The organism is Janthinobacterium sp. JC611 (assembly GCF_018682595.1).
GTDB lineage: Bacteria > Pseudomonadota > Gammaproteobacteria > Burkholderiales > Burkholderiaceae_D > Janthinobacterium.
Genome location: NZ_JAFLJN010000017.1, coordinates 1 through 21,724, shown reverse-complemented (window position 1 = coordinate 21,724; position 21,724 = coordinate 1). Strand labels below are relative to the sequence as shown.

17 protein-coding genes are annotated in these 21,724 nt (G+C 62.8%); 13 read left to right on the top strand and 4 right to left on the bottom strand.

What is annotated here, in order from left to right:
* Window positions 1–47 precede the first annotated feature (47 nt).
* A complete protein-coding gene (gene hemE / locus J0O65_RS12135; protein ID WP_070312001.1) occupies window positions 48–1,133 on the top strand; it encodes a uroporphyrinogen decarboxylase in 1,086 nt (361 codons plus the stop codon).
* Window positions 1,134–1,976: 843 nt separating this feature from the next.
* Window positions 1,977–4,028, top strand: coding sequence for a primosomal protein N' (locus tag J0O65_RS12130; protein ID WP_215407078.1), 2,052 nt, complete (start codon window positions 1,977–1,979; stop codon window positions 4,026–4,028).
* A gap of 24 nt (window positions 4,029–4,052) precedes the next feature.
* Here the strand turns inward: J0O65_RS12130 and J0O65_RS12125 are convergent, their stop codons facing one another.
* Complete coding sequence (locus J0O65_RS12125; protein WP_215407076.1) at window positions 4,053–4,943, bottom strand: ArgP/LysG family DNA-binding transcriptional regulator; 891 nt, start codon at window positions 4,941–4,943, stop codon at window positions 4,053–4,055.
* A 128-nt stretch (window positions 4,944–5,071) separates the two neighbouring features.
* Here J0O65_RS12125 and J0O65_RS12120 point away from each other — a divergent pair, with 128 nt between their 5' ends.
* The gene (locus J0O65_RS12120) at window positions 5,072–6,520 is read left to right on the top strand and encodes a dihydrolipoyl dehydrogenase (RefSeq protein ID WP_215407074.1); all 1,449 of its coding nucleotides are present in this window, start codon (window positions 5,072–5,074) and stop codon (window positions 6,518–6,520) included.
* A 163-nt stretch (window positions 6,521–6,683) separates the two neighbouring features.
* Window positions 6,684–7,805, top strand: coding sequence for an HD-GYP domain-containing protein (locus J0O65_RS12115; protein ID WP_353056186.1), 1,122 nt, complete (start codon window positions 6,684–6,686; stop codon window positions 7,803–7,805).
* Here the strand turns inward: J0O65_RS12115 and J0O65_RS12110 are convergent.
* The gene (locus J0O65_RS12110) at window positions 7,802–8,287 is read right to left on the bottom strand and encodes an SRPBCC family protein (RefSeq protein ID WP_133989062.1); all 486 of its coding nucleotides are present in this window, start codon (window positions 8,285–8,287) and stop codon (window positions 7,802–7,804) included. The two genes, J0O65_RS12115 and J0O65_RS12110, sit on opposite strands and share 4 nt — an antisense overlap.
* Before the next feature lie 209 nt (window positions 8,288–8,496).
* On the opposite strand from J0O65_RS12110, the gene J0O65_RS12105 reads away from it, so the two are divergent.
* Window positions 8,497–10,557, top strand: a complete 2,061-nt coding sequence (locus J0O65_RS12105; protein ID WP_086137636.1) for a UvrD-helicase domain-containing protein — start codon at window positions 8,497–8,499, stop codon at window positions 10,555–10,557.
* A 7-nt stretch (window positions 10,558–10,564) separates the two neighbouring features.
* On the opposite strand, the gene J0O65_RS12100 is transcribed toward J0O65_RS12105, so the two are convergent.
* Window positions 10,565–10,921, bottom strand: a complete 357-nt coding sequence (locus tag J0O65_RS12100; protein ID WP_215407070.1) for an addiction module antidote protein — start codon at window positions 10,919–10,921, stop codon at window positions 10,565–10,567.
* Entirely contained in the window at window positions 10,918–11,310 is a 393-nt protein-coding gene (locus J0O65_RS12095) for a type II toxin-antitoxin system RelE/ParE family toxin (RefSeq protein ID WP_215407068.1), read from the bottom strand. Before J0O65_RS12095 ends, J0O65_RS12100 begins: the two co-directional genes overlap by 4 nt.
* Before the next feature lie 160 nt (window positions 11,311–11,470).
* On the opposite strand from J0O65_RS12095, the gene J0O65_RS12090 reads away from it, so the two are divergent.
* The 8 genes from J0O65_RS12090 to J0O65_RS12055 all read left to right on the top strand — a co-directional run bounded on the left by J0O65_RS12090 (window position 11,471) and on the right by J0O65_RS12055 (window position 21,650).
* Window positions 11,471–11,689, top strand: coding sequence for a SlyX family protein (locus J0O65_RS12090; protein WP_070290273.1), 219 nt, complete (start codon window positions 11,471–11,473; stop codon window positions 11,687–11,689).
* 153 nt (window positions 11,690–11,842) lie between these two features.
* On the top strand, window positions 11,843–14,002 hold the full coding sequence (locus tag J0O65_RS12085; protein ID WP_215407066.1) for a M3 family metallopeptidase: 2,160 nt from the start codon (window positions 11,843–11,845) through the stop codon (window positions 14,000–14,002).
* 222 nt (window positions 14,003–14,224) lie between these two features.
* Window positions 14,225–16,378 carry a M3 family metallopeptidase gene (locus J0O65_RS12080; protein WP_215407064.1) on the top strand — a complete coding sequence of 718 codons (2,154 nt, stop codon included), beginning with the start codon at window positions 14,225–14,227 and terminating at the stop codon, window positions 16,376–16,378.
* A gap of 109 nt (window positions 16,379–16,487) precedes the next feature.
* Window positions 16,488–16,700 (top strand): VF530 family protein, encoded by a 213-nt coding sequence (locus J0O65_RS12075; protein WP_152252812.1) that lies wholly within the window; start codon window positions 16,488–16,490, stop codon window positions 16,698–16,700.
* Between the two features lie 12 nt (window positions 16,701–16,712).
* Entirely contained in the window at window positions 16,713–16,991 is a 279-nt protein-coding gene (locus J0O65_RS12070; RefSeq protein ID WP_099411273.1) for a DUF4404 family protein, read from the top strand.
* Between the two features lie 151 nt (window positions 16,992–17,142).
* Window positions 17,143–19,470 carry a YgiQ family radical SAM protein gene (locus J0O65_RS12065; protein ID WP_502793560.1) on the top strand — a complete coding sequence of 776 codons (2,328 nt, stop codon included), beginning with the start codon at window positions 17,143–17,145 and terminating at the stop codon, window positions 19,468–19,470.
* 127 nt (window positions 19,471–19,597) lie between these two features.
* Entirely contained in the window at window positions 19,598–20,482 is an 885-nt protein-coding gene (locus J0O65_RS12060) for an EamA family transporter (RefSeq protein WP_215407062.1), read from the top strand.
* A gap of 208 nt (window positions 20,483–20,690) precedes the next feature.
* Window positions 20,691–21,650 (top strand): sugar ABC transporter substrate-binding protein, encoded by a 960-nt coding sequence (locus J0O65_RS12055; RefSeq protein ID WP_215407060.1) that lies wholly within the window; start codon window positions 20,691–20,693, stop codon window positions 21,648–21,650.
* Window positions 21,651–21,724: the final 74 nt, after the last annotated feature.

The window sequence follows — 21,724 nt, the reverse complement described above, 5'->3', positions numbered from 1 at the left end:
GACGATTGGATGCGATAATACCGCTTCTCCAAGCTCGATTGCCTGCCATGCCACAATTTGCTCCGCTCCAGAACGACACTTTCCTGCGCGCCCTGCTGCGCCAGCCGACCGAGCACACCCCCGTCTGGCTGATGCGCCAGGCGGGCCGCTACCTGCCCGAATACCGCGCCACGCGCGAGCGGGCCGGTTCCTTCCTGGGTCTGGCAAAGAATCCCGATTACGCCACCGAAGTGACCTTGCAACCCCTGGAGCGTTTCCCGCTCGACGCGGCCATCCTGTTTTCCGACATCCTGACGGTGCCCGACGCCATGGGCCTGGGCCTGTATTTCGCCGATGGCGAAGGGCCGAAGTTCGAGCGCCCGCTGCGCACGGAGCAGGACGTGAAGGCGCTGCAAGTGCCGGACCTGGCATCGCTCGACTACGTCTTCAAGGCCGTCACGCAAATCCGCACGGAATTGAACGGCCGCGTGCCGCTGATCGGTTTTTCCGGCAGCCCGTGGACCCTGGCGTGCTACATGGTGGAAGGCGGCGGCTCGAAAGAGTTCCACACCATCAAGAAGATGCTGTACAACCGCCCGGACCTGATGCACCACATCCTGGCCATCAACGCCACCTCCGTGGCGCAGTACCTGAATGCGCAAATTGATGCGGGCGCGCAAGCCGTGATGATTTTCGATTCCTGGGGCGGTGCGCTGGCCGATGGCGCCTACCAGGAATTCTCGCTGGCCTACATGCAGCAAGTGGTGGCGCAGCTGAAACGCGACAAGGATGGCGTCAAGATTCCCGCCATCGTGTTTACCAAGGGCGGTGGGCAGTGGATCGAGCAGATCGCCGACATCGGCGCCGATGCCGTGGGCCTGGACTGGACCGTCAACCTGACGCGCGCGCGCCAGCTGGTGGGCCATAAAGTGGGCTTGCAGGGCAATCTCGACCCGGCCATCCTGTTCGCCAGCCCGGAGCAGATCCGCGCCGAAGTGGCGAAAGTGCTTAACGCCTTCGGTGCGCCGTCGGCCGGCACGGGCCACGTGTTCAACCTGGGCCATGGCATTTCCCAGTTCACGCCGCCGGAATCCGTGGCAGCCATGGTGGAAGCCGTGCACAGCATGAGCCGCGCCATGCGCAGCGGCCAGTAATGCCCCATTTCCCCTGGCGCAGGGGGAGCAAAGGCAGGCTTTCCAGCGGAAGCCTGCCTTTTTCTTTGCTACGCCCTAGCAAGAAAATACCGACTTATGCACAATTTTTTTTGCTGCGGAAATAAGAGGCAGTCGAAAAGCCATGCCCGGGGGCTCTCTGCAAGTATTTGATTCTTAAGGAATAAAAAATACCTTGTTGGGCGGACTTTGTTGCAATTGATAAGGTTATTCTTCCGTTTCCCAGCCTTATTCCTTCATTGTCCACAAAGTTATCAACAGATTCTGTGGATAAAATTGAAAAGTATTTTGTTAACCGATACTTAGCATCGATGTTCAGGTTTCACCTGAAGTGCATGTTGCACTGCATGATAATTGAACAATGTTTCGCCGCTCAGCAGCTAAAAACCAACGCTTGCCCGGCAATTGTCAACTTTGCCTCGTGCGGCAGGTGTTTTTCCCGATTCAGCGCCTAAAAAGGGCGCATATCTCTATACAAAAAAATCATAAATGGTTCAGTTATGCACAGCGGCGCAAATGTCATGCGGATTTGCAGCTCCCCGGGCATCAATTTTCAAGTCATTGATTTTGAATGGTTAATTTTTCTTGCGTGCCGCTCTTGACGGCGATCGAAATTTTCTGTCCACATTTTTCTGAAAGTTAATTTTGCTTTGTCCACAAAGTTATCCACAGAATTTTCTTCAGGCACGAGGGCGCGCTGTCCTGTCTGCCGTTAGGCGTTTGAGGGGCGAAACAAGTATCATGGCCGGCTGGCTTGATGCCTGACATCCTGCCGCGCCATGGACCCTGCGGCGCGCTTTTTTTATTGAGATAGGCTCCTACCCCATGTCGCAGCGCATTTTGACGTCGTGCATCCTGAACATCGCGCTCGACACGCCCTTGAACGCCCTGTTCGACTACCGCTGGAACGCGGCGGCGGATGCGGACGCTGCCGTGCTGCCGCCGCAAGTGGGGCAGCTGGCGCTGGTGCCGTTCGGCCGGCGTGAAGTGATGGGGCTGATCGTCGGCGTGTCCGACAGCACCGACGTGCCCGCCGCGAAACTGAAGGACGTGCTGGCCGTGCGCAGCCAGCTGGCGCCCCTGTCGCAGCAGTGGCTGGCGCTGGCCGCCTTCGCCGCCGATTACTATCAGCGCCCGCTCGGTGAAGTGGCGCTGCCGGGCTTGCCGAAGAACTTGCGCGTGCTCACCACCGTGGCGCTCGACCGCGCCATCAAGAAGCTGGCCAAGCTGGCCGACGCGCACGACGGCACGCCGCTGAACATGCCGGCGCTCAATGCTGCCCAGCAAGAGGCGGCCGACGCCATCGGCGGCGCGCAAGGCTTCAAGCCGACCCTGCTGTACGGCGTGACGGGTAGCGGCAAGACGGAAGTGTATCTGCAGGCCTGCGCCCAGGTGCTGGCGCGCGAGGACGATGCGCAAATCCTGATTCTGGTGCCGGAAATCAATTTGACGCCCCAACTGGAAGGCAATATCCGCGCGCGCTTTCCCGGCGTCATGCTGGCCACCCTGCACAGCAGCCTGTCCGAAGGCGAGCGCATGCTGCACTGGCTGGCCGCGCACCAGGGCCAGGCGCGCATCGTGCTCGGCACGCGGCTGGCCATCCTGGCGTCCTTGCCCAAGCTCAAGCTGATCGTCATCGACGAGGAACACGACCCGTCGTACAAGCAGCAGGAAGGCTTGCGCTATTCCGCGCGCGACCTGGCCGTGTGGCGCGCCTGGCAATTGCAGATTCCCATCGTGCTTGGTTCGGCCACGCCGTCGCTGGAAAGCTGGCACCATGCACAGACGGGGCGCTACCGCAAGCTGGAATTGCGCGAACGGGCCGTCAAGAATGCGGTGTTGCCGCGCGTCAAGATTTTGGACATGGAGCGCGACAAGCCGAGAGACGGCCTGACTTCGCACTTGGTAGCCGCCTTGAAACTGCGCATGGAGCGCGGTGAGCAGTCGCTGCTGTTCCTGAACCGGCGCGGCTATTCGCCCGTGATCTGCTGCGAATCGTGCGGCTGGATCAGCAATTGCACGCGTTGCACCTCGTTCATGGTGCTGCACAAGCCCGAACACCGGCTGCGCTGCCACCATTGCAGCCTGGAATTGCGCATTCCGCGCCATTGCCCCACCTGCGGCAACGTCGATTTGCAGCCGCTGGGACGCGGCACGCAGCGCGTGGAAGAGGGCTTGCAGCAACTGTTTCCCGAGGCGCGGATTCTGCGCATCGACGCCGATTCCACGCGCAAGAAGGGCAGCGCGCAGGAAGCGTTCGACACCGTGCACCGGGGCGAAGTGGACATTTTGATCGGCACGCAGATGGTGGCCAAGGGGCACGATTTCAAAAAGCTGACCCTGGTCGGCATCTTGAATCCGGACACGGCCCTGTTTTCCCAGGATTACCGGGCCAGCGAACGCTTGTTCGCGCAATTGATGCAGGTGGCGGGCCGGGCCGGGCGCGCCGCGCAGACGGAAGGCGGCAGCGTGTCCGAGGTGCTGATCCAGACGCGCTATGCGCGCCATCCGCTGTACGACGCCGTCGTCAACCACGATTACGACCACTTCGCCACCACCTTGCTGGAAGAGCGGGCGCAGGCGGCGCTGCCGCCGTACCTGTTCCAGGCACTGCTGCGCGCCGAGGCGCCCGAGCTGGCCACGGCCATCGCATTCCTGCAGGCGGCGAAAGATTGCATGGAACACCCGCAGGTGACCATCAATGACCCGATTCCCATGAGCATGACGCGCGTGTACAACGTGGACCGCGCCCAGTTGCTGCTGGAATCGCCCTCGCGGCCCGCCTTGCAGGCATTTTTAAAAGAATGGCTGGCGCAATTGCGCGCCATGAAGACGCGCGTGAAATGGTCGCTGGAAGTGGACCCGCTGGATATTTAAATCAAGTCACTTCAAGTCACTCAATCAGTTCAGGTAGTCGCGCGCCGACTTGACGATCTGCTCGGACAGCAGCTTGGTAAACGGCGTGTCCAGGGTCCATGCATGCCAGCTCAGCGGTACGTCCAGGGTGCGGCCCGGCAGCAGATCGACGAGGCGCTCCGTCGCCAGCGCCTGCGCGGCCAGGCGCTGCGGCATCAGGCCATACGCCAGGCCGTCGAGCACGCAGGCGCGGCGCGCCGCTTCGACCGGCAAGCAGTGGTGCGGAAACGCTTCGCGCAGATTCAATTGTTCAGCGAGAAAACGCGCCAGCAAGCCGTGCTGGCCCACGACGGCGGGCGCCAGCTGTACCGCCTCGCTGCTGAAACCGTCGCCGAACCAGTGGCCCGCAAACACGGGCGTGGCCACGCAGACATAGCGCAAGGTGCCCAGCGGCGTGACGCTGGTGGCGGCGGCCGCGTCGAGCGCTGTGCCGGCCTCGGCCGACACGCAGCCAAACACGGAGCCGTCGCGCACCATCTGCAGGGCGCTGTCGCTGTCGGCCAGGCGCACGTCGAGCTGGCAGCGCGGCGGCGCCAGCAGGGCGGGCAAGGCGTCGGGGAACCAGGTGGCCAGGCTGTCGGCATCGATGGCGATGGCGATTTCCGGCATGCTGACGCTGTTGCCCAGGTCGATGTCGAGCGATGCCTCCATCAGCTTGACGTTGCGGTGATGCACGATCAGGCGCTGGCCCAGGCCCGTCGGCACGGCTGGCTGGCCACGGATGATCAGCAAGCGCCCGCTGGCGTCTTCCAGCGCCTTGATGCGCTGCGAGACGGCCGACTGGGTGATGCCCAGCGCCAGGGCGGCCTTGTCGAAACTGCCATGGCTGGCGACGGCGTCCAGCACGGCCAGCGCGCGATAATCGAGTGATCCCATTAGCTCAGCTTATAAATTTTGAAAATGATTAGTTATACTAATGCATATATTGCTGCAAAGTAAAACCTTATTTTCAGCAAACGGGTAGTATCGAACGCTGTGAGCAACCTCAGTGGATGGATGGCAGCATGAAGACGATACGAGTGGATGTGGCCGTGATCGGCGGCGGCACGGCCGGCATGACGGCGCACAGGGCGGCGCGCATGCAGGGCAAGCGCGTGCTGATGATCGAAAGCGGGCCGTACGGCACGACCTGCGCGAGGGTCGGCTGCATGCCCAGCAAACTCCTGATCGCGGCGGCCGAGGCGGCCCATGCCGTGGCCGCCGCGCCGGCGTTTGGCGTGCATCCTGGCGCCGTGCGCATCGATGGCCGGCAAGTGATGGCCAGGGTGCGCAGCGAGCGCGACCGCTTTGTCGGCTTCGTGCTCGATGGCGTCAACGCCATTGCCGACGAGGAAAAACTGCGCGGCCATGCGCGTTTTATTTCCCCCGGCAAATTGCAGGTCGATGCACACACCGTGGTGGAAGCGGCCAGCGTGGTGATCGCCACCGGTTCCACGCCCATCGTGCCACCCGAGTGGCAGGCGGGCGGCGACAGGGTCATCACGAGCGACGCCGTGTTCGCATGGACGGACTTGCCGCAATCGGTCGCCGTGGTCGGCAGCGGCGTGATCGGCCTGGAACTGGGCCAGGCGCTGGCGCGGCTGGGCGTGCGCGTGACCTTGTTTGCGCGCGGCAATAAAGTCGCGCAGCTGACGGACCCGCTGGTGCTGCGCGAGGCGGACGCCGTGCTGGCGCGCGAACTCGATATCCGCTTCATGACCGGCGTCGCGCACGTGGCAAAAACGTCGGACGGCAGCGGCATTCTGCTGACCAGCCGCGATGACGCGGGCGTGGAAAAAACCGAGCAGTTCGAGTATCTGCTGGCCGCCATCGGCCGCCGTCCGAACGTGGACCGGATCGGCCTGGAAACGGCGCAAATCGAACTCGACCGCCATGGCATTCCCCTGCATGACCGGCACACCATGCAGTGCGGCAAGAGCGCCATCTTCATCGCCGGGGATGCCGACAACGCCTTGCCGCTGCTGCCCGAGGCGGCCGACGAGGGCCGCATCGCGGGCGAGAACGCGGCGCGCTTTCCTGACGTCAAACCGGGCTTGCGCCGCACGCCGTTGACGATCGCCTTCACGGAGCCGCAGATCGCCACCCTGGGCGCGACGTACCAGCAATTGTGCGTGAGCCACGCGGGCCGCTTCGCCGTGGGCGCCGTGTCGTTCGGCAACCAGGGCCGCAGCCGCGTCATGCTGCAAAACCAGGGCTTGCTGCGCGTGTATGCGGAATTCGGCAGCAAGCGCTTTCTCGGCGCCGAGCTGATCGGTCCGAGAGCGGAACACCTGGGCCACTTGCTGGCCTGGGCTTGCCAGGCGCAGATGACGGTGCCGGCCATGCTCGACATGCCGTTCTACCACCCCGTCATCGAGGAAGGCGTGCGCACGGCCCTGCGCGAGCTGGCGCTGCACCTGGAAAAAGACCCGGAACACGCGCCCGGCTGCGCCGATTGCTCGCCTGGCGTCTGATGCAATTTTATTATTTATATAATTTTGTAGACAAGCTCACATGATTGCGCGATCATCGCTGCCACATTGAAATATTGATTGATAGCAAAAAATATTTCAAATGGTTCATGCCCGCGACACTCTGATGGTAAAAAGGGGAGCGGCTAGCGATGACGGAGACGATGTGAAAATTCGGCGCATTTACGCGGGAGAACTCGCGCTGGGCGTGGCCCTGCCCTGGGACGTGCACGGCGAAACGGGCGGCTTGCTGGCCAGGCTGGGCCATGTCATCAGCAGCGAGAACCAGATCGCCTTGCTGCTGGCGCGCGGCGTCATCGCCGATGCCAGTGCCGACGTGCCGCGCACGGCCACGGAAGCGCCGTCGGCACTGCGCATGCTGAACCTCGTCACGGCTGGCCTGGCCCTCGTCCTGCCGCTCATTGCCGCCGGGCAGGCGGGCAGCCATTTGTCGCTGGGGCCGCTGGCGCAGCGGGTGGAAGAGGCCGTTGTGCTGGACGCCGACGTGGCGCTGGCTTGCATCCTGCACAACCAGGGCGCGGGCGACTTTGCCGTGCGCCACAGCGTCGACACGGCCGTCATCACGGCCCTGCTGGCGCGCGCGCTGAAACTCGATGATGAGGTCGTGCGCAGCGTGGTGCTGGCCGCGCTGAGCATGAACGTGGGCATGCTGGAACGCCATGCGGATTTCCAGCACAAGGCGGGGCCGCTGGACGCAGATGAGCGCGCCTATTTGCGCGCCCATCCGCAAGCCGGTGTCGACTTGCTGCGCGCGACGGGCGTCACGGACGCCGTCTGGCTGCAGGCCGTGCTGCAGCACCATGAAAATATCGATGGCAGCGGCTATCCGCTGGGCACGCAAGGCGAGGCGATCGGCATCGGCGCGCGCCTGATCATGCTGGCCGACCGCTATTGCGCGCGCGTGTCGAAGCGCAGCTACCGCCAGCCCTTGCTGCCGAACGTGGCCCTGCGCGAGATGCTGATGGCCGACAAGGCCACCCTGGATGCGCCGCTGGCGTCGCTGCTGGTGCGCGAGCTGGGCATCTACCCGGTCGGCACCTTCGTCAAATTACTCAATGGGGAAATCGGCGTCGTCACGCGCAAGGGCTTGAATGCCACCACGCCCCATGTGCAGTCGCTGATCGGCCCGCGTGGCGCCCGGCTGGACGTGCCGCTGCGCCGTGACACGCGCGTGGACTTGCACGCCATCCGCGAAGTGCTCAGCGCGGAGCAGGCGGGACTGCAGTTCCGGCCCGACCAGTTGTGGGGCCGCAGCGCAAGAGTTTAGTTCAGCAGACCCGCATCGAGCCGTCCCTCGAGCGCCAGTTCGCGCATGATGCGCACGGTGTCGATGTCGGACTCCTTGTAGGCGGAGCGGCGGAAGTCGTCGTACAGGGCGTTGGCCGCATCGGTGGCCGCGTCGTGGCCGTCGTCGTACTGGAAGCGCACCCACAGGCTGGCCTCGTCGGGCATCTCGATGGTCATCACCAGCGAGGAGGCGCTGATATCCTGCTGTGCCGGCACTTCGTAGCGCACCTGCAGTTGCGGCACCAGCACCACCCTGTCGTTGATGACCAGTTCGCCATAGCGCAGGCTGCGCGCGAAACCGGCGTCGCTGCGCTCGCTGATCTGGCACTCGTCCAGGTGCGGCACGAACAGCCTGGGCGACTCGGCGCGCAAGACGAGGCCGCGCCAGACCTGTTCCAGGCTCAAGGTGTCGATCAGCGGGTTCAGCGGATCGTTAATTTCAATCAAGTGTTCAAATTTCATGGGACTGCCATTCGGTAAGTGGGCGCGCACGGGCGATATAGGCGGAATGGTACTCCAGGCGTGGCATCGCCGCACACATTGCATCGGCCAAGATGGCGGCATATGGCGATATATCAATGCCATTGCCTGTTTTTCAGGTATGGCTCGCCATGCAAATAGCCCACGCGACGCTGTTACAATGGGCTGCTGTTCCCTGCGGAAATACCCTGATGTCCAAAGCACCACAGTTCGGTCTGAATGCGCCCCAAAGCGAAGCGGTTACCTACCTCGACGGCCCCTGCCTCGTGCTGGCGGGCGCCGGTTCGGGCAAGACGCGCGTGATCACGCAAAAGATCGCCCATCTGATCGAAGACCGGGGCTATGACCCGCGCACCATCGCCGCCTTGACCTTCACCAACAAGGCGGCGCTGGAAATGCAGGAGCGCATCGCCAAGCTATTGAAACAGCCGCGCCAGGCCAAGCAGTTGACGGTGTCGACCTTCCACTCGCTGGGCGTGAAAATCCTGCGCCAGGAAGCCAATGGCGTGGGGCTGAAGGACCGCTTTTCCATCATGGACAGCGACGATTGTTTTTCGCTGGTGCAAGATCTTGCCATTACCACCGATAAACAGGTGATCCGCGGCATCCAGAATGCCATGTCGCTGTGGAAAAATGGCCTGATCGACCCGGACATGGCCCTGGCGCAAGCGAAGGACGAGGACGAGGCCAACGCGGCGCGCATCTACCGCAGCTATGTGGCGACGCTCTCCGCCTACCAGGCCGTCGATTTCGACGACTTGATCCGCCTGCCCGTGGAGCTGTTCCGCAACAACGGCCCCGTGCGCGACAAGTGGCAGCGCCGTTTGCGCTACCTGCTGGTCGACGAATACCAGGACACGAACACTTGCCAGTACGAACTGGTGAAATTGATGGTGACGGGCATCGGCAAGAAACCGATGTTTACGGCCGTGGGCGACGACGACCAGGCGATCTATGCGTGGCGCGGCGCCACCGTGGAAAACCTGAAAACCCTGGAAACGGATTTCCCCGACTTGCGCGTGATCAAGCTGGAACAGAATTACCGCTCCACCATGCGTGTGCTCAATGCGGCCAATGCCGTCATCGGCAACAACCCAAAGCTGTTTGAAAAGTCGCTGTGGTCCGAGCACGGCCTGGGCGAGCCGATCAAGGTGCTGGGCATGCAGACGGACGAGCAGGAGGCGGAGCAGGTCGCCATCATGATCTCGGCCGACCATTTCGAGAGAAAAAACAAATTTTCCGATTACGCGATCCTGTACCGGGGCAACCACCAGGCGCGCATCATCGAGCAGTGCCTGCGCAAGGAGCGCATTCCGTACACGATCTCGGGCGGCCAGAGTTTCTTCGACAAGGCCGAGATCAAGGACATCATCAGCTACTTGCGCCTGCTGGCGAACGAGGACGACGATCCGGCCTTCATCCGCGCCGTGACGACGCCGCGCCGGGGCGTGGGCCAGTCGACTTTGGAAGTGCTGGGCGCGTTTTCAGGGCAGTGGCAGTGCTCGCTGTTCCAGGCCGTGTTCAAGGGCGGCATCGAGGCCAAGCTGACGGATCGGCAACTGGGGCCGCTGCGCGACTTCTGCAACTTCATCAACGACCTCGAATCGCGCGCCAGCCGTCCCGGCGCGGCCGGCAGCGGCGACAACGCGGCCGAGGTGCTGGACGACATGATGAAGGAAATCCACTACGAATCGTATCTGTACGATGCTTTCGAGGAAAGGCAGGCGCAAAGCAAGTGGCAGAACGTGCTGGAATTCGTCAACTGGTTGAAGGAACGGGGCCGGGGCGGCAAGGACCGCGATGGCGAAGAAAAGAACGTGCTGGAACTGACGCAGATGGTGGCCCTGATGACCATGCTCGAGGGCAAGGACGAGGAGCAGGACGCCGTGCGCATGTCGACCTTGCACGCCTCGAAAGGGCTGGAGTTTCCGCACGTGTTTCTGGTGGGCGTGGAAGAGGGGATTCTGCCGCACAAGGGTGACGCCGACGCGCCGGCCGAAACCATCGCCGCGCGCATCCAGGAAGAGCGCCGCCTGATGTACGTGGGCATCACGCGCGCCCAGCGCACCTTGCACGTCACGTGGTGCAAGAAGCGCAAGCGGGCGGGCGAGCAAGTCCATTGCGACCCGTCGCGCTTCATCAAGGAAATGCAACTCGACGTGGGCGACGCCGTGCCGACGGAGGCGGAAGTGATTTCGCCGAAAGAGCGCTTGGCGCGCATGAAGGCCTTGCTGGCCGCGCCGAAGGCGTGAGCGGCGCTCAGGCGTCCACGGCGCCGTCGGGCGAGGCCTTCGGCACGATGGCCAGTTGCATGCCCAGCGCATCGAGCATCTTCAAAATGGTGTCGAAGCGCGGTTTGCTGCCTTCACGCAAGGCTTTATAGGCGCCTTCGCGCGTGATGTCGGCCCGGGCCGCCACCTTGCCCATGCCGTAGGCGCGCACCACGTCGTTCATGGCCGACTGGAACAGTTCGGCATTGCCGGTGGCGACGATCTCGCTCATGTAGGCGGCCACGGCGGCCTTGCTGGTCAGGTGTTGCGTCGGGTCAAATTTGCTCAGGCCCAGTGCGTCGAGGTCGTCGAGGTTGAAGCCGTCATCGTTGATATCCTGGTTCATTTCTTTCGTGCTCCTGTGGAGGGACTTGCCGCCGCTTTTTTGAGGGCCGCTTGCCGGGCTTTTAGCTCCCGGAGGATCGCTTGCGCCTGCCTGATGTCGCGTTGCTGGCTGGATTTATTGCCACCCAGCAGCAGCAAGATCAGGGTGCCCCGGTTCGTCTCGTGAAAATACACGCGCCAGCCCGGTCCCGTCTGTAAAAAACGCAGCTCGCACACGCCTTCGCCCACTGGCCGCCAGTCGCCCTTTTTACCGTGCTGCAAATGCTTGATGCGCGCATCAATGGCCGCGGCCGCCACGTCGTGCAGGGAGTCTTCCCAGCGCCGATATTCGGCCGTCTTGCGCGTGTCGATCAGCGGTGGCTCGGTTGGTGTTGGTGTTGGTTCAACCATTGTAATCGTTTGTTCTCATTCGTCAAGCGGTTTGATCCAGCTATAAGGAGAGAATAGGCAGGAATCGGCGCCGCAGCGGGAAGAATGCCGTTTGTTTGTCCTGGCGCACGCCGCTGCGGCGGTAGAATGCCGCTTTCAGTCAGGAATCACCGAGAGCACCATGGACAATGCAGAACAGATGGAAACACGTTTCGTCGATATCGAAATCAAGCTGGCGCAGCAGGAAGACCTGGTCGAATCGCTGAACCAGATGGTGTACCAGCAGGGCAAGCGCATCGACCAATTGGAAGCGATGCTGCACAAGCTGGGCGAGCACGTGCGCGACGGGGCGCAGCAGGCGAATGGCGGGCTGGTCAACGAGCGTCCGCCGCATTACTGAGCCGGCATCGTGGCGAGGAGCGCATGAAAACCGTTCGTCACCGGCCGGTGCGCTACCATCGGTTTTGCTGGTGACGCAAGTGTGTCAGGCTGTTATTATTTCAGGCTGGCCCGCGACACAATCGCGGCTCTCTTGCGTTTCTTGAAAGAAGACATGACCCGTCCAACTCTGCTCGTCATCGCCGCCAGCCTGATGCTGGCGCCAGCCGCCGCCGCTTTTGCTGCCGCCACCGCGCCTGCCACTGCCGCTACCGCGGCGGCAGCGCTGCCTGCCTCGAACCCGTTTGCGCAGGCCAGCAGCCTGCCCTTCCACTATCCACCGTTCGACAAGGTGCAGGACGCCGACTACGCGCCCGCCTTTACGGCAGGCATGGCCGCCAACCTGGCGGAAATCAACGCGATTGCGAACAACAAGAAGCCGGCGACCTTCGACAACACCATCGTCGCCATGGAACGCTCGGGCCAGTTGCTGAGCCGCGTGCGCACCGTGTTTTCCGTGATGTCCGGCTCGAACACGAATGAGACGATCCAGGGCCTGGAACGCGAGCTGGCGCCGAAAATGGCGGCCCACAGCGACGCGATCATGCTCAACGACAAATTGTTCAAGCGTATCGATACCCTGTACGCCAAGCGCGACAAGCTGGGACTCGATGCCGAATCGAAGCGCTTGCTGGAACGCTATCACACGGACTTCGTGCGCGCCGGCGCCAAGCTGTCGGCGGCCGACAAGGAAAAGCTGCGCGCCTACAATGGCCAGCTGGCCGCCCTGTCGACCAAGTTCGCGCAGAACGTGCTGAAGGAGTTGAACGCGTCGGCCGTTGTCGTCGATACGCGCGAAGAACTGGACGGCCTGTCGCCGGCCGCCATCGACGTGGCCGCCGGTCTGGCCAAGAAGCGCGGCCTGGATGGCAAATACGTGATCGCCCTCGTCAACACGACGGGCCAGGCGCCGCTGTCGCTGCTGACCAACCGCGCCGTGCGCGAACGCATCATGGCCGCTTCGCAAGCGCGCGGCAGCCGTGGCGGCGAGTTCGACAACACCCAGGAAGTGCTGGAACTGGCGAAACTGCGCGCCGAACGTGCCGCGCTGATGGGCTATCCGAACTACGCGGCGTATTCGCTGGAAGACCAGACGGCGCACGACACCACCGCCGTGAACGCCCTGCTGGGCGAGCTGGCGAAGCCGGCCGTCGTCAATGCGCGCCGTGAAGCGGACGATATCCAGAAGGTCATCGATGCGGGCAAGGGCGGCTTCAAGGTGGGCGCCGCCGACTGGGCCTTCTATAGCGACAAGGTACGCGCCGAACGCTACAACTTCGATGAAACGCAGTTGAAACCGTACTTTGAAATGCACAGCGTGCTGACCAAGGGCGTGTTCTTTGCCGCCGGTAAGTTGTACGGCTTGAGCTTCAAGCAGCGCACCGACTTGCCCGTCTACACGTCCGACATGCTGGTGTACGACGTCTTCAATGAAGACGGCACGCAGCTGGCCATTTTTACTTTGGACCCTTACGCGCGCAGCAACAAGCGCGGCGGCGCCTGGGCGAATGCCTACGTGGGCCAGTCGAGCTTGCTGAACCGCAAGCCGGTGATCGCGAATAACCTCAACATTCCGAAGCCGGAAGCGGGCCAGCCGACCCTGATGACGTTTGACGAAGTCAACACCATGTTCCACGAATTCGGCCATGCGCTGCACGGCATGTTCTCGAACGTGAAATACCCGCGCTTCGCCGGCACCAGCGTGCCGCGCGACTTCGTCGAATACCCGTCGCAAGTCAATGAAATGTGGGCGCTGTGGCCGGAAGTGCTGCAAAACTATGCCAAGCACTACCAGACGGGCGCGGCCATCCCGGCCGAGCTGCTGGCCAAGGTGACGGCGGCCGACAATTTCAACCAGGGCTACAAGACCACGGAATACCTGGCGTCGGCCCTGCTGGACCAGCGCTGGCACCAGCTGACCCCGGCGCAGATCCCCACCGACGTGCTGGCCTTCGAGAAAGCTGCCTTGACGGACGCGGGCGTCGATTTCGCCCCGGCGCCGCCACGCTACCGCACCACCTATTTCTCGCATGCGTTCGCGGGCGGCTATTCGGCCGGCTACTACGCCTACCTGTGGTCGGAAAAGCTCGACGCCGACACGGTCGAGTGGTTCAAGGAAAACGGCGGCCTGACGCGCAAGAACGGCGACTGGTTCCGCACTAAACTGCTGTCGCGCGGCGGCAGCGCCGATGCGCTCGACATCTACCGCAACTTCCGCGGCCGCGATGCGAAGATCGAGCCGCTGCTGGAACGCCGTGGCTTGAACGGCAAGTAATCCCCGTCACCGGCCTGGCCGGTGCTGAACATCGATGGCCGCCCCGCGACGGGCGGCCATTTTTATTTGGCGATTTTGCTCGTAAACCGTGGTAAACCGCGCAGTTGGCGGGATGCGCCACAGGATCGCCCATGTTGGATGACGCCTGTGTGACAGGCTGCTATGATCTGCCACTGGCCCGCGATGCGATCGCGGTTCTTCCCGCGTTTCCTGAAAGATGTCATGATCCGTCCACAACTGCTCGTCATCGCCGCCAGCGTCATGCTGGCCCACGCCGCTCCGTCCGCCATGGCTGCCGCCACTGCACCATCCGCGTCTGCCGCCGCCGTCAGCGCCCAGAACCCCCTGCTCAAAGCCAGTCCGCTGCCGTTCCAGATGCCGCAGTTCGGCCTGATCAAGGATGCTCACTACGCGCCGGCGTTTGCCGAAGGCATGAAGCGCCAGTTGGCCGAAGTCAACGCCATCGCCAACAACCGCCAGGCGCCCACGTTCGAGAACACCATCGTGGCCCTCGAGCGCACGGGGCAGCTGCTGCACCGCGTGCAGAGTATCTTCAGCAACATGACCTCGACCAATACCAATGCCGTGCTGGAAGCGGTGGAAGTGGACGTGTCGCCGAAGCTGGCCGCGCATGGCGACGCCATCACGCTCAATCCGAAACTGTTTACCCGCATCGACACCCTGTACGCCAAGCGCGACAAGCTGGGCCTCGACGCGGAATCCTTGCGCCTCTTGGCCCGCTATCACACGGATTTCGTGCGCGCCGGCGCCAAGCTGTCCGATGCGGATAAAGAAAAGCTGAAAGCCTACAACGCCGAGCAGGCGGGCCTGGAAACGGCCTTCGCGCAAAACGTGCTGAAGGAAACGAATGCCAAGAGCATCGTCGTCGACACGCGCGCCGAGCTGGCCGGCATGACGGACAGCGATATCGACACGGCCGCCGCCGCCGCCAAGGAACGCGGCTTGAACGGTAAGTTCGTCATCGCCCTGGTCAACACCAGCGGCCAGCCGCCATTGGCGGTATTGACGGATCGCAAGACACGCCAGCGCCTGATGGATGCGTCGCTGAACCGCGGCAGCCAGGGCGGCGAGTTCGACAACCGCGCCATCGTGCTGAAGCTGGCCAAACTGCGCGCCGAACGGGCCACCCTGCTCGGCTACGCCAACTACGCCGCCTACTCGCTGGAAGACCAGACGGCCAAGACGACCACGGCAGTCAACACCCTGCTGTCGGAACTGGCCAAGCCGGCCGTCGCCAATGCGCGCCGCGAAGCGGCCGACCTGCAGCAAGTGGTCGACGCGGAAAAGGGCGGTTTCCAGGTGGCAGCGGCCGATTGGGCCATCTACACGGACAAGCTGCGCAAGCAGCGTTTCAATTTCGATGAAAACGAGCTGAAACCGTACCTGGAACTCAACAGCGTGCTGAACAACGGCGTCTTCTTTGCCGCCAACAAGTTGTATGGCATCAGCTTCAAGCAACGCATTGATCTACCGGTGTACAACCCGGACGTGCGCGTCTACGATGTGCTGGACGCCAACGGCAAGCCGCTGGCCCTGTTCATCGCCGACTTCTATGCGCGCGGCAACAAGCATGGCGGCGCGTGGATGAATGAATACGTGTCGCAGTCAATGCTGATGGGCACGCATCCGGTGGTCGCCAACCAATTGAACATTCCAAAGCCGCCGGCCGGCCAGCCGACCTTGTTGACGTTCGATGAAGTGACGACCATGTTCCACGAATTCGGCCATGCGCTGCACGGCATGTTTTCGAACGTGAAATACCCGCGCTTCGCCGGCACCAGCGTGCCGAGCGACTTCGTCGAGTACCCGTCGCAAGTCAATGAAATGTGGGCCGTGTGGCCGGAAGTGCTGCAAAACTACGCCAAGCACTACCAGAGCGGCGCGGCCATGCCGCAGGAATTGCTCGACAAGGTGACGGCGGCGAAGAAATTCAACCAGGGTTTCATGACGACGGAATACCTGTCGGCGGCCCTGCTGGACCAGCGCTGGCACCAGCTGGCGCCGAGCCAGATCCCGACGGACGTGCTGGCCTTTGAAGCGGCGTCGCTGAAGGAGGCCGGAGTCGACTACGCGCCCGTGCCGCCGCGTTACCGCACCGCGTATTTCTCGCACAGCTTCTCGGGCGGCTACTCGGCGGCCTACTACGCCTACCTGTGGTCGGAAAAACTGGATGCGGAATCGGTCAACTGGTTCAAGGAAAACGGCGGCCTGACGCGCAAGAATGGCGACTGGTTCCGTAGCAAATTGCTGTCGCGCGGCGGCAGCGTCGATGCGCTGCAACTGTTCCGTGACTTCCGCGGCCGCGACGCCACCGTGGAACCGCTGCTGGAACGCCGCGGCTTGAACGTCAAGTAAGCCGTCCTCATCAGAAGCTTGCGTTGCGTTGACATGGCGCACGCAAGCTTTCCGTGCCGACGGCGTAGAATTGAGTAAGATGGAAACAACACGGCAGTCGAAAGAGTATATGAGTCAGCAAGATTTGAATGGCATCACCCTGGAAGCGATCGTGACGCGCCTGCACGCCCACTATGGCTGGGACGGCCTGGCCAAGCACATCGATATCAATTGCTTCATCAGCGATCCCAGCATCAAGTCGAGCCTGAAGTTTTTGCGCAAGACCCCGTGGGCCAGGAGCAAGGTGGAACAATTGTTCCTGGACACGCAATTTACTGACTGACAGGAAAAAAACATGGATAGCAAACTCAAGGAATCGCTGCAACAACTGCATTCGACACTGGCAACCAGCGGCCCCGTCGATGAAGAACTGCATGGTTTGCTGCAAAAACTCGATGTCGACATCAAGTTGCTGATGGAAAAGCGTGCCGCGCAGGAGCAGGAAGAAGAGTCGACCACCTATGGCCTGGCCGAACGCAGCCAGGAATTGTCGGCCAAGTTCGCCGTCAAGCATCCGAAACTGGAGCCGGCGCTGCGGGAACTTGGTGAGATTCTAGCCAATATGGGCATTTAAGCAAGTTGCGGGAAATGCTGGGCCTGGTCCTGCCGGGACGGGCCTTCTTTCCCCAAGTGTTTGAAAATTAAACGTTTTTTGTACTGAAATCCAACAGTAAAAAGCAGGCCGTCAGGTTGGAAATGGCCAATTCCGGTACAATCCGTACCCTATGAGCTCCCCTACCAATTTATTTGCGACCGTTCCCAAGCGGTCTGCCCGCGCTGCCGTGGCGCCTTTCCTGCCGATGTCGCGTGCCGAGATGGACGCGCTGGGCTGGGACCAGTGCGACGTCATCCTCGTCACGGGCGACGCCTACATCGACCATCCGAGCTTCGGCATGGCCCTGGTGGGCCGCCTGCTCGAAGCGCAGGGTTATCGCGTCGGCATCATCAGCCAGCCGGACTGGCTGTCGGCCGACGCCTTCCGCATCCTCGGCAAGCCGCGCCTGTACTATGGCGTTACCGCCGGCAACATGGATTCCATGGTCAACCAGTACACGGCCGACCGCAAGATCCGCTCCGACGACGCCTACACGGCCAACGCGGAACCGAACAAGCGCCCGGACCGCGCCGTCACCGTGTACGCCCAGCGCGCGCGCGAAGCGTATCCCGACGTGCCCATCGTCATCGGCAGCATCGAGGCCTCGCTGCGCCGCATCGCCCATTACGATTACTGGTCGGACAAGGTCCGCCGTTCCGTCTTGCCCGATTCCAAGGCTGATTTGTTGATCTTCGGCAATGCCGAGCGGGCGCTGGTCGACCTGACGCACCGCCTGGCCGCCGGCGAAGCCATCAAGGATATCCGCGACTTGCGCGGCACGGCCTTCATGGTGCCGTCCGGCTGGCTGCCTGGCGACGACTGGGGCGTGCACAATTCCACCCGCGTCGACGTGCCCGGCAAGATCGACCCGCACTACAGCCCGTACGAGATGGTGCAGGAAGACAAGACCGCCTGCGCGACCGAGAATGCGTCGAAATCGGCCGAAGTGATCAAGCCGATCCGCATCATGAGCCGCGAAGAGCGCTTGGCCATGGCCAAGGAAAAGCACGACAAGACCGTCGTGCGCCTGCCGTCCTACGACGTCGTCAAGGATGACCCCGTGATGTATGCGCACGCCTCGCGCGTGTTCCACCTGGAATCGAATCCTGGCAATGCGCGCGCCATGGTGCAGGCGCACGGCGAACGCGACGTGTGGCTCAACCCGCCGCCGCTGCCGCTGGCCATGGACGAGATGGATGGCGTGTACGACATGAACTACGCGCGCGCGCCGCACCCGAGCTATGGCAAGGCGCACATCCCCGCGTGGGAAATGATCCGCTTTTCCGTCAACATCATGCGCGGCTGCTTCGGCGGCTGCACCTTCTGCTCCATCACGGAACACGAAGGCCGCATCATCCAGAGCCGTTCGGAACCGTCGATCCTGCGCGAAATCGAGCATATCCGCGATAAAACCAAAGGCTTTACGGGTACCATTTCCGATATGGGCGGCCCGACGGCGAATATGTACCGCCTGGCCTGCAAGGAAAAAGAGATCGAAGTGTCGTGCCGCCGCCTGTCCTGCGTGTACCCGTCCATCTGCGTCAACCTGGGCACGGATCACAGCAAGCTCATTTCCCTGTACCGCAAGGCGCGCGCCATTCCGGGCATCAAGAAAGTGCTGATCAGCTCAGGCCTGCGCTACGACCTGGCAGTGCGTTCGCCCGAGTACGTCAAGGAACTGGTCACGCACCACGTCGGCGGCTTGCTGAAGATCGCGCCCGAGCACACGGAAGAGGGCACCTTGTCGAAGATGATGAAGCCCGGCATCGGCGCCTATGACGAGTTCAAGGAAATGTTCGACCGCTTCTCGCTGGAAGCGGGCAAGAAGCAGTATTTGATTCCCTACTTCATCGCCGCCCATCCGGGCACGACGGACCTGGACATGCTCAATTTGGCCCTGTGGTTGAAGAAAAACAATTTCAAATTGGACCAGGTGCAAACCTTCATGCCCACGCCGATGGCCATGGCCACGACCATGTACCACACGCGCAAGAATCCCCTGCGCAAGGTCACGGCGGACTCGGAAGTGGTGGAAACGGCGCGCAGCGGCAAGATCCGCCGCACGCACAAGGCTTTCCTGCGCTACCAGGACCCGGCCAACTGGCCGATCCTGCGCGAAGCGCTGGTCAACATGGGCCGTGGCGACCTGATCGGCAATGGCGACAAGCATCTGATCCCGGCATGGACCTCGTCCGAAGCGGGCGGTCTGGCCGCCGGCGAACGCAGCCGCCAGACGCATGGCGCCGGCACGCCGGACAAGTTCAAGGTGGCGCCAGGCAAGAGCCGCATCGCCCTGGGCGGCACGGCCGCCGCGCCGAAGGCCACGGCCGTCGAGTCGAAGGTGCGTCCATCGATCCTGTCGACCATCAAGACGAAGGCGAAACCCGCCGCCGCGCCGATGGGCCGCGGCGCCAAACCGGCAGCCAAGGGAACGCCAGCCCGCAGCGGGCGCCGCTAAGTTGTGCTGCTGCATCCAGAACCCGGCCAGCGCGCCGGGTTTTTTATTGTCCGCATGTCGCCGTATTTATCTTGACATCAAGATAGTTTGCGACCACACTGGAATTATCTTAACGTCGAGATAGTTCATGCTGACCTCTTCCTCCGTCCGCCCCGCCTGGGGCGATATCGTGCTCACGGCGCTGGCGCCCCTGATCTGGGGTTCCACCTACATCGTCACGTCCGAACTGCTGCCGCCGCACCGCCCGTTCACGGCGGCCCTGATCCGCGTGCTGCCGGCCGGCCTGCTGTTGTTGCTGCTCATGCGGCGCCTGCCCGCGCGGCGCGACTGGGGCCGCGTGCTGATCCTGTCGGCGTTAAATATCGGCGTGTTCCAGGCCTTGCTGTTCGTCGCCGCCTACCGCTTGCCCGGCGGCCTGGCGGCTGTGGTGGGGGCCATCCAGCCGCTGCTGGTGATGGGCCTGGCCTGGGGCGTGGAAGGGCGCCGCCCGGCGCGCCTGGCCCTGGGCGCCAGCGTGCTGGGCGTGTTGGGCATGGGCGTGTTGTTGTTGTCGCCGCGCACGGTGTGGGAACCCGTCGGTATCGCCGCCGCGCTGGGCGGCACGGCCTGCATGGCGGCTGGCACCTACCTGACGCGGCGCTGGAAGCCGGACTTGCCCGTGCTGGCGCTGACGGGCTGGCAATTGCTGCTCGGCGGCCTGATGCTGGCGCCCGTCGCCTGGCTGGCCGACGCGCCCTTGCCGGCGCTGTCCTGGCAGCAAGTGCTGGCCTACGCCTATCTGTGCCTGGCCGGCGCCCTGCTGGCGTATGCCCTATGGTTCCGCGGCATCGCCAGGCTGTCGCCCGTGGCCGTCTCCTCGCTGGGACTGCTCAGTCCCCTGATGGCCGTCGTGCTGGGCTGGGCTTTGCTGGGCCAGGCCATGACGGGTTGGTCGATGCTGGGCTTGCTGCTGGTGCTGGCCAGCGTGCTGGCCGTGCAGTGGGCCAGCGCCCGCCCCGCAACAAAGTCCTGATTTCCGCGCATTGTCCTTCGGCGGGCCGAGCGCATCGGCCCGCCCGTTTGCCTCTGGGCGCTCCCTTTTTGCTGCACCGCACATACTGTTTTGCTTGCACTGATATGGGGCATTGAGGCACTATTCGCTTCGCGCAAACGTTTGCGCGCAACGAATTTCCTAAAAAGCATGCAGTACACGTGCTTGACCAACAACTCTGGAGACGCTCATGACATCCCGTATTCGCCTGAAAATGATTGCCGCCGCTGTCCTGGTGTGTGCCTTGCCCGCCGTGCCGGCGATGGCGCAGACGCCTGCCAAACCGAAGGTGGCGCTGGTGATGAAGTCGCTCGCCAATGAATTTTTCCTGACCATGGAAAATGGCGCCAAGGCGCATCAGAAGGCCAATGCCGCCAAGTACGACTTGCTGTCGAACGGCATCAAGGATGAAACGGATACGTCGAGCCAGATCAAGCTGGTCGAGCAAATGATCGTCTCGCGCGTCAACGCGCTGGTGATCGCCCCGGCCGATTCGAAAGCGCTGGTGCCGGTGCTGAAGAAAGCCATCGACGCAGGCATCATCGTCGTCAATATCGACAACAAGCTCGACGCGGGCGCCCTGAAAGAGAAGGGCATCACCGTGCCGTTCGTCGGCCCAGACAACCGCAAGGGCGCCAAGGTGGTCGGCGACTACCTGGCCCAGCAGATCAAGAAGGGCGATCCGGTCGGCATCATCGAAGGCGTCTCCACCACCTACAACGCGCAGCAGCGCACCCTGGGCTTCCAGGACGCCATGAACGCGGCCGGCGCCAAGGTCGTCAGCGTGCAGTCGGGCCAGTGGGAAATCGCTCCCGCCAACACGGTGGCGGCCGCCATGCTGAACGCCAACCCGAACATCAAGGCTTTGCTGTGCGGTAACGACAACATGGCCATCGGCGCCGTGTCCGCCATCAAGGCGGCCGGCAAGACGGGCAAGGTGCTCGTCGTCGGTTACGACAACATCAACGCCATCAAGCCGATGCTGGCCGATGGCCGCGTGCTGGCTACCGCCGACCAGTTCGGTTCGCAGCAAGCCGTGTTCGGCATCGAGACCGTGCTGAAAGCCCTGGCGCAGAAGAAGAAACAGGCCGAGCTTGGTGGCGTCATCGAAACCAAGGTCGAACTGGTCGCCAAGGGCGCCAAGTCCTGATCGTTTGATCCCGCCGGGGCCGGCGCCTGCGCGTACTTGTGAGTACGCGCGCGCCGGCCCCGCCGCCACTACCG

Bases quoted from the DNA above. Each gene is read 5' to 3' on its own strand.
- hemE (WP_070312001.1), top strand. From the start codon at position 48: ATGCCACAATTTGCTCCGCTCCAGAACGACACTTTCCTGCGCGCCCTG.
- J0O65_RS12130 (WP_215407078.1), top strand. From the start codon at position 1,977: ATGTCGCAGCGCATTTTGACGTCGTGCATCCTGAACATCGCGCTCGAC.
- J0O65_RS12125 (WP_215407076.1), bottom strand. From the start codon at position 4,943: ATGGGATCACTCGATTATCGCGCGCTGGCCGTGCTGGACGCCGTCGCC.
- J0O65_RS12120 (WP_215407074.1), top strand. From the start codon at position 5,072: ATGAAGACGATACGAGTGGATGTGGCCGTGATCGGCGGCGGCACGGCC.
- J0O65_RS12110 (WP_133989062.1), bottom strand. From the start codon at position 8,287: ATGAAATTTGAACACTTGATTGAAATTAACGATCCGCTGAACCCGCTG.
- J0O65_RS12105 (WP_086137636.1), top strand. From the start codon at position 8,497: ATGTCCAAAGCACCACAGTTCGGTCTGAATGCGCCCCAAAGCGAAGCG.
- J0O65_RS12100 (WP_215407070.1), bottom strand. From the start codon at position 10,921: ATGAACCAGGATATCAACGATGACGGCTTCAACCTCGACGACCTCGAC.
- J0O65_RS12095 (WP_215407068.1), bottom strand. From the start codon at position 11,310: ATGGTTGAACCAACACCAACACCAACCGAGCCACCGCTGATCGACACG.
- J0O65_RS12090 (WP_070290273.1), top strand. From the start codon at position 11,471: ATGGACAATGCAGAACAGATGGAAACACGTTTCGTCGATATCGAAATC.
- J0O65_RS12085 (WP_215407066.1), top strand. From the start codon at position 11,843: ATGACCCGTCCAACTCTGCTCGTCATCGCCGCCAGCCTGATGCTGGCG.
- J0O65_RS12080 (WP_215407064.1), top strand. From the start codon at position 14,225: ATGATCCGTCCACAACTGCTCGTCATCGCCGCCAGCGTCATGCTGGCC.
- J0O65_RS12075 (WP_152252812.1), top strand. From the start codon at position 16,488: ATGAGTCAGCAAGATTTGAATGGCATCACCCTGGAAGCGATCGTGACG.
- J0O65_RS12070 (WP_099411273.1), top strand. From the start codon at position 16,713: ATGGATAGCAAACTCAAGGAATCGCTGCAACAACTGCATTCGACACTG.
- J0O65_RS12065 (WP_502793560.1), top strand. From the start codon at position 17,143: ATGAGCTCCCCTACCAATTTATTTGCGACCGTTCCCAAGCGGTCTGCC.
- J0O65_RS12060 (WP_215407062.1), top strand. From the start codon at position 19,598: ATGCTGACCTCTTCCTCCGTCCGCCCCGCCTGGGGCGATATCGTGCTC.
- J0O65_RS12055 (WP_215407060.1), top strand. From the start codon at position 20,691: ATGACATCCCGTATTCGCCTGAAAATGATTGCCGCCGCTGTCCTGGTG.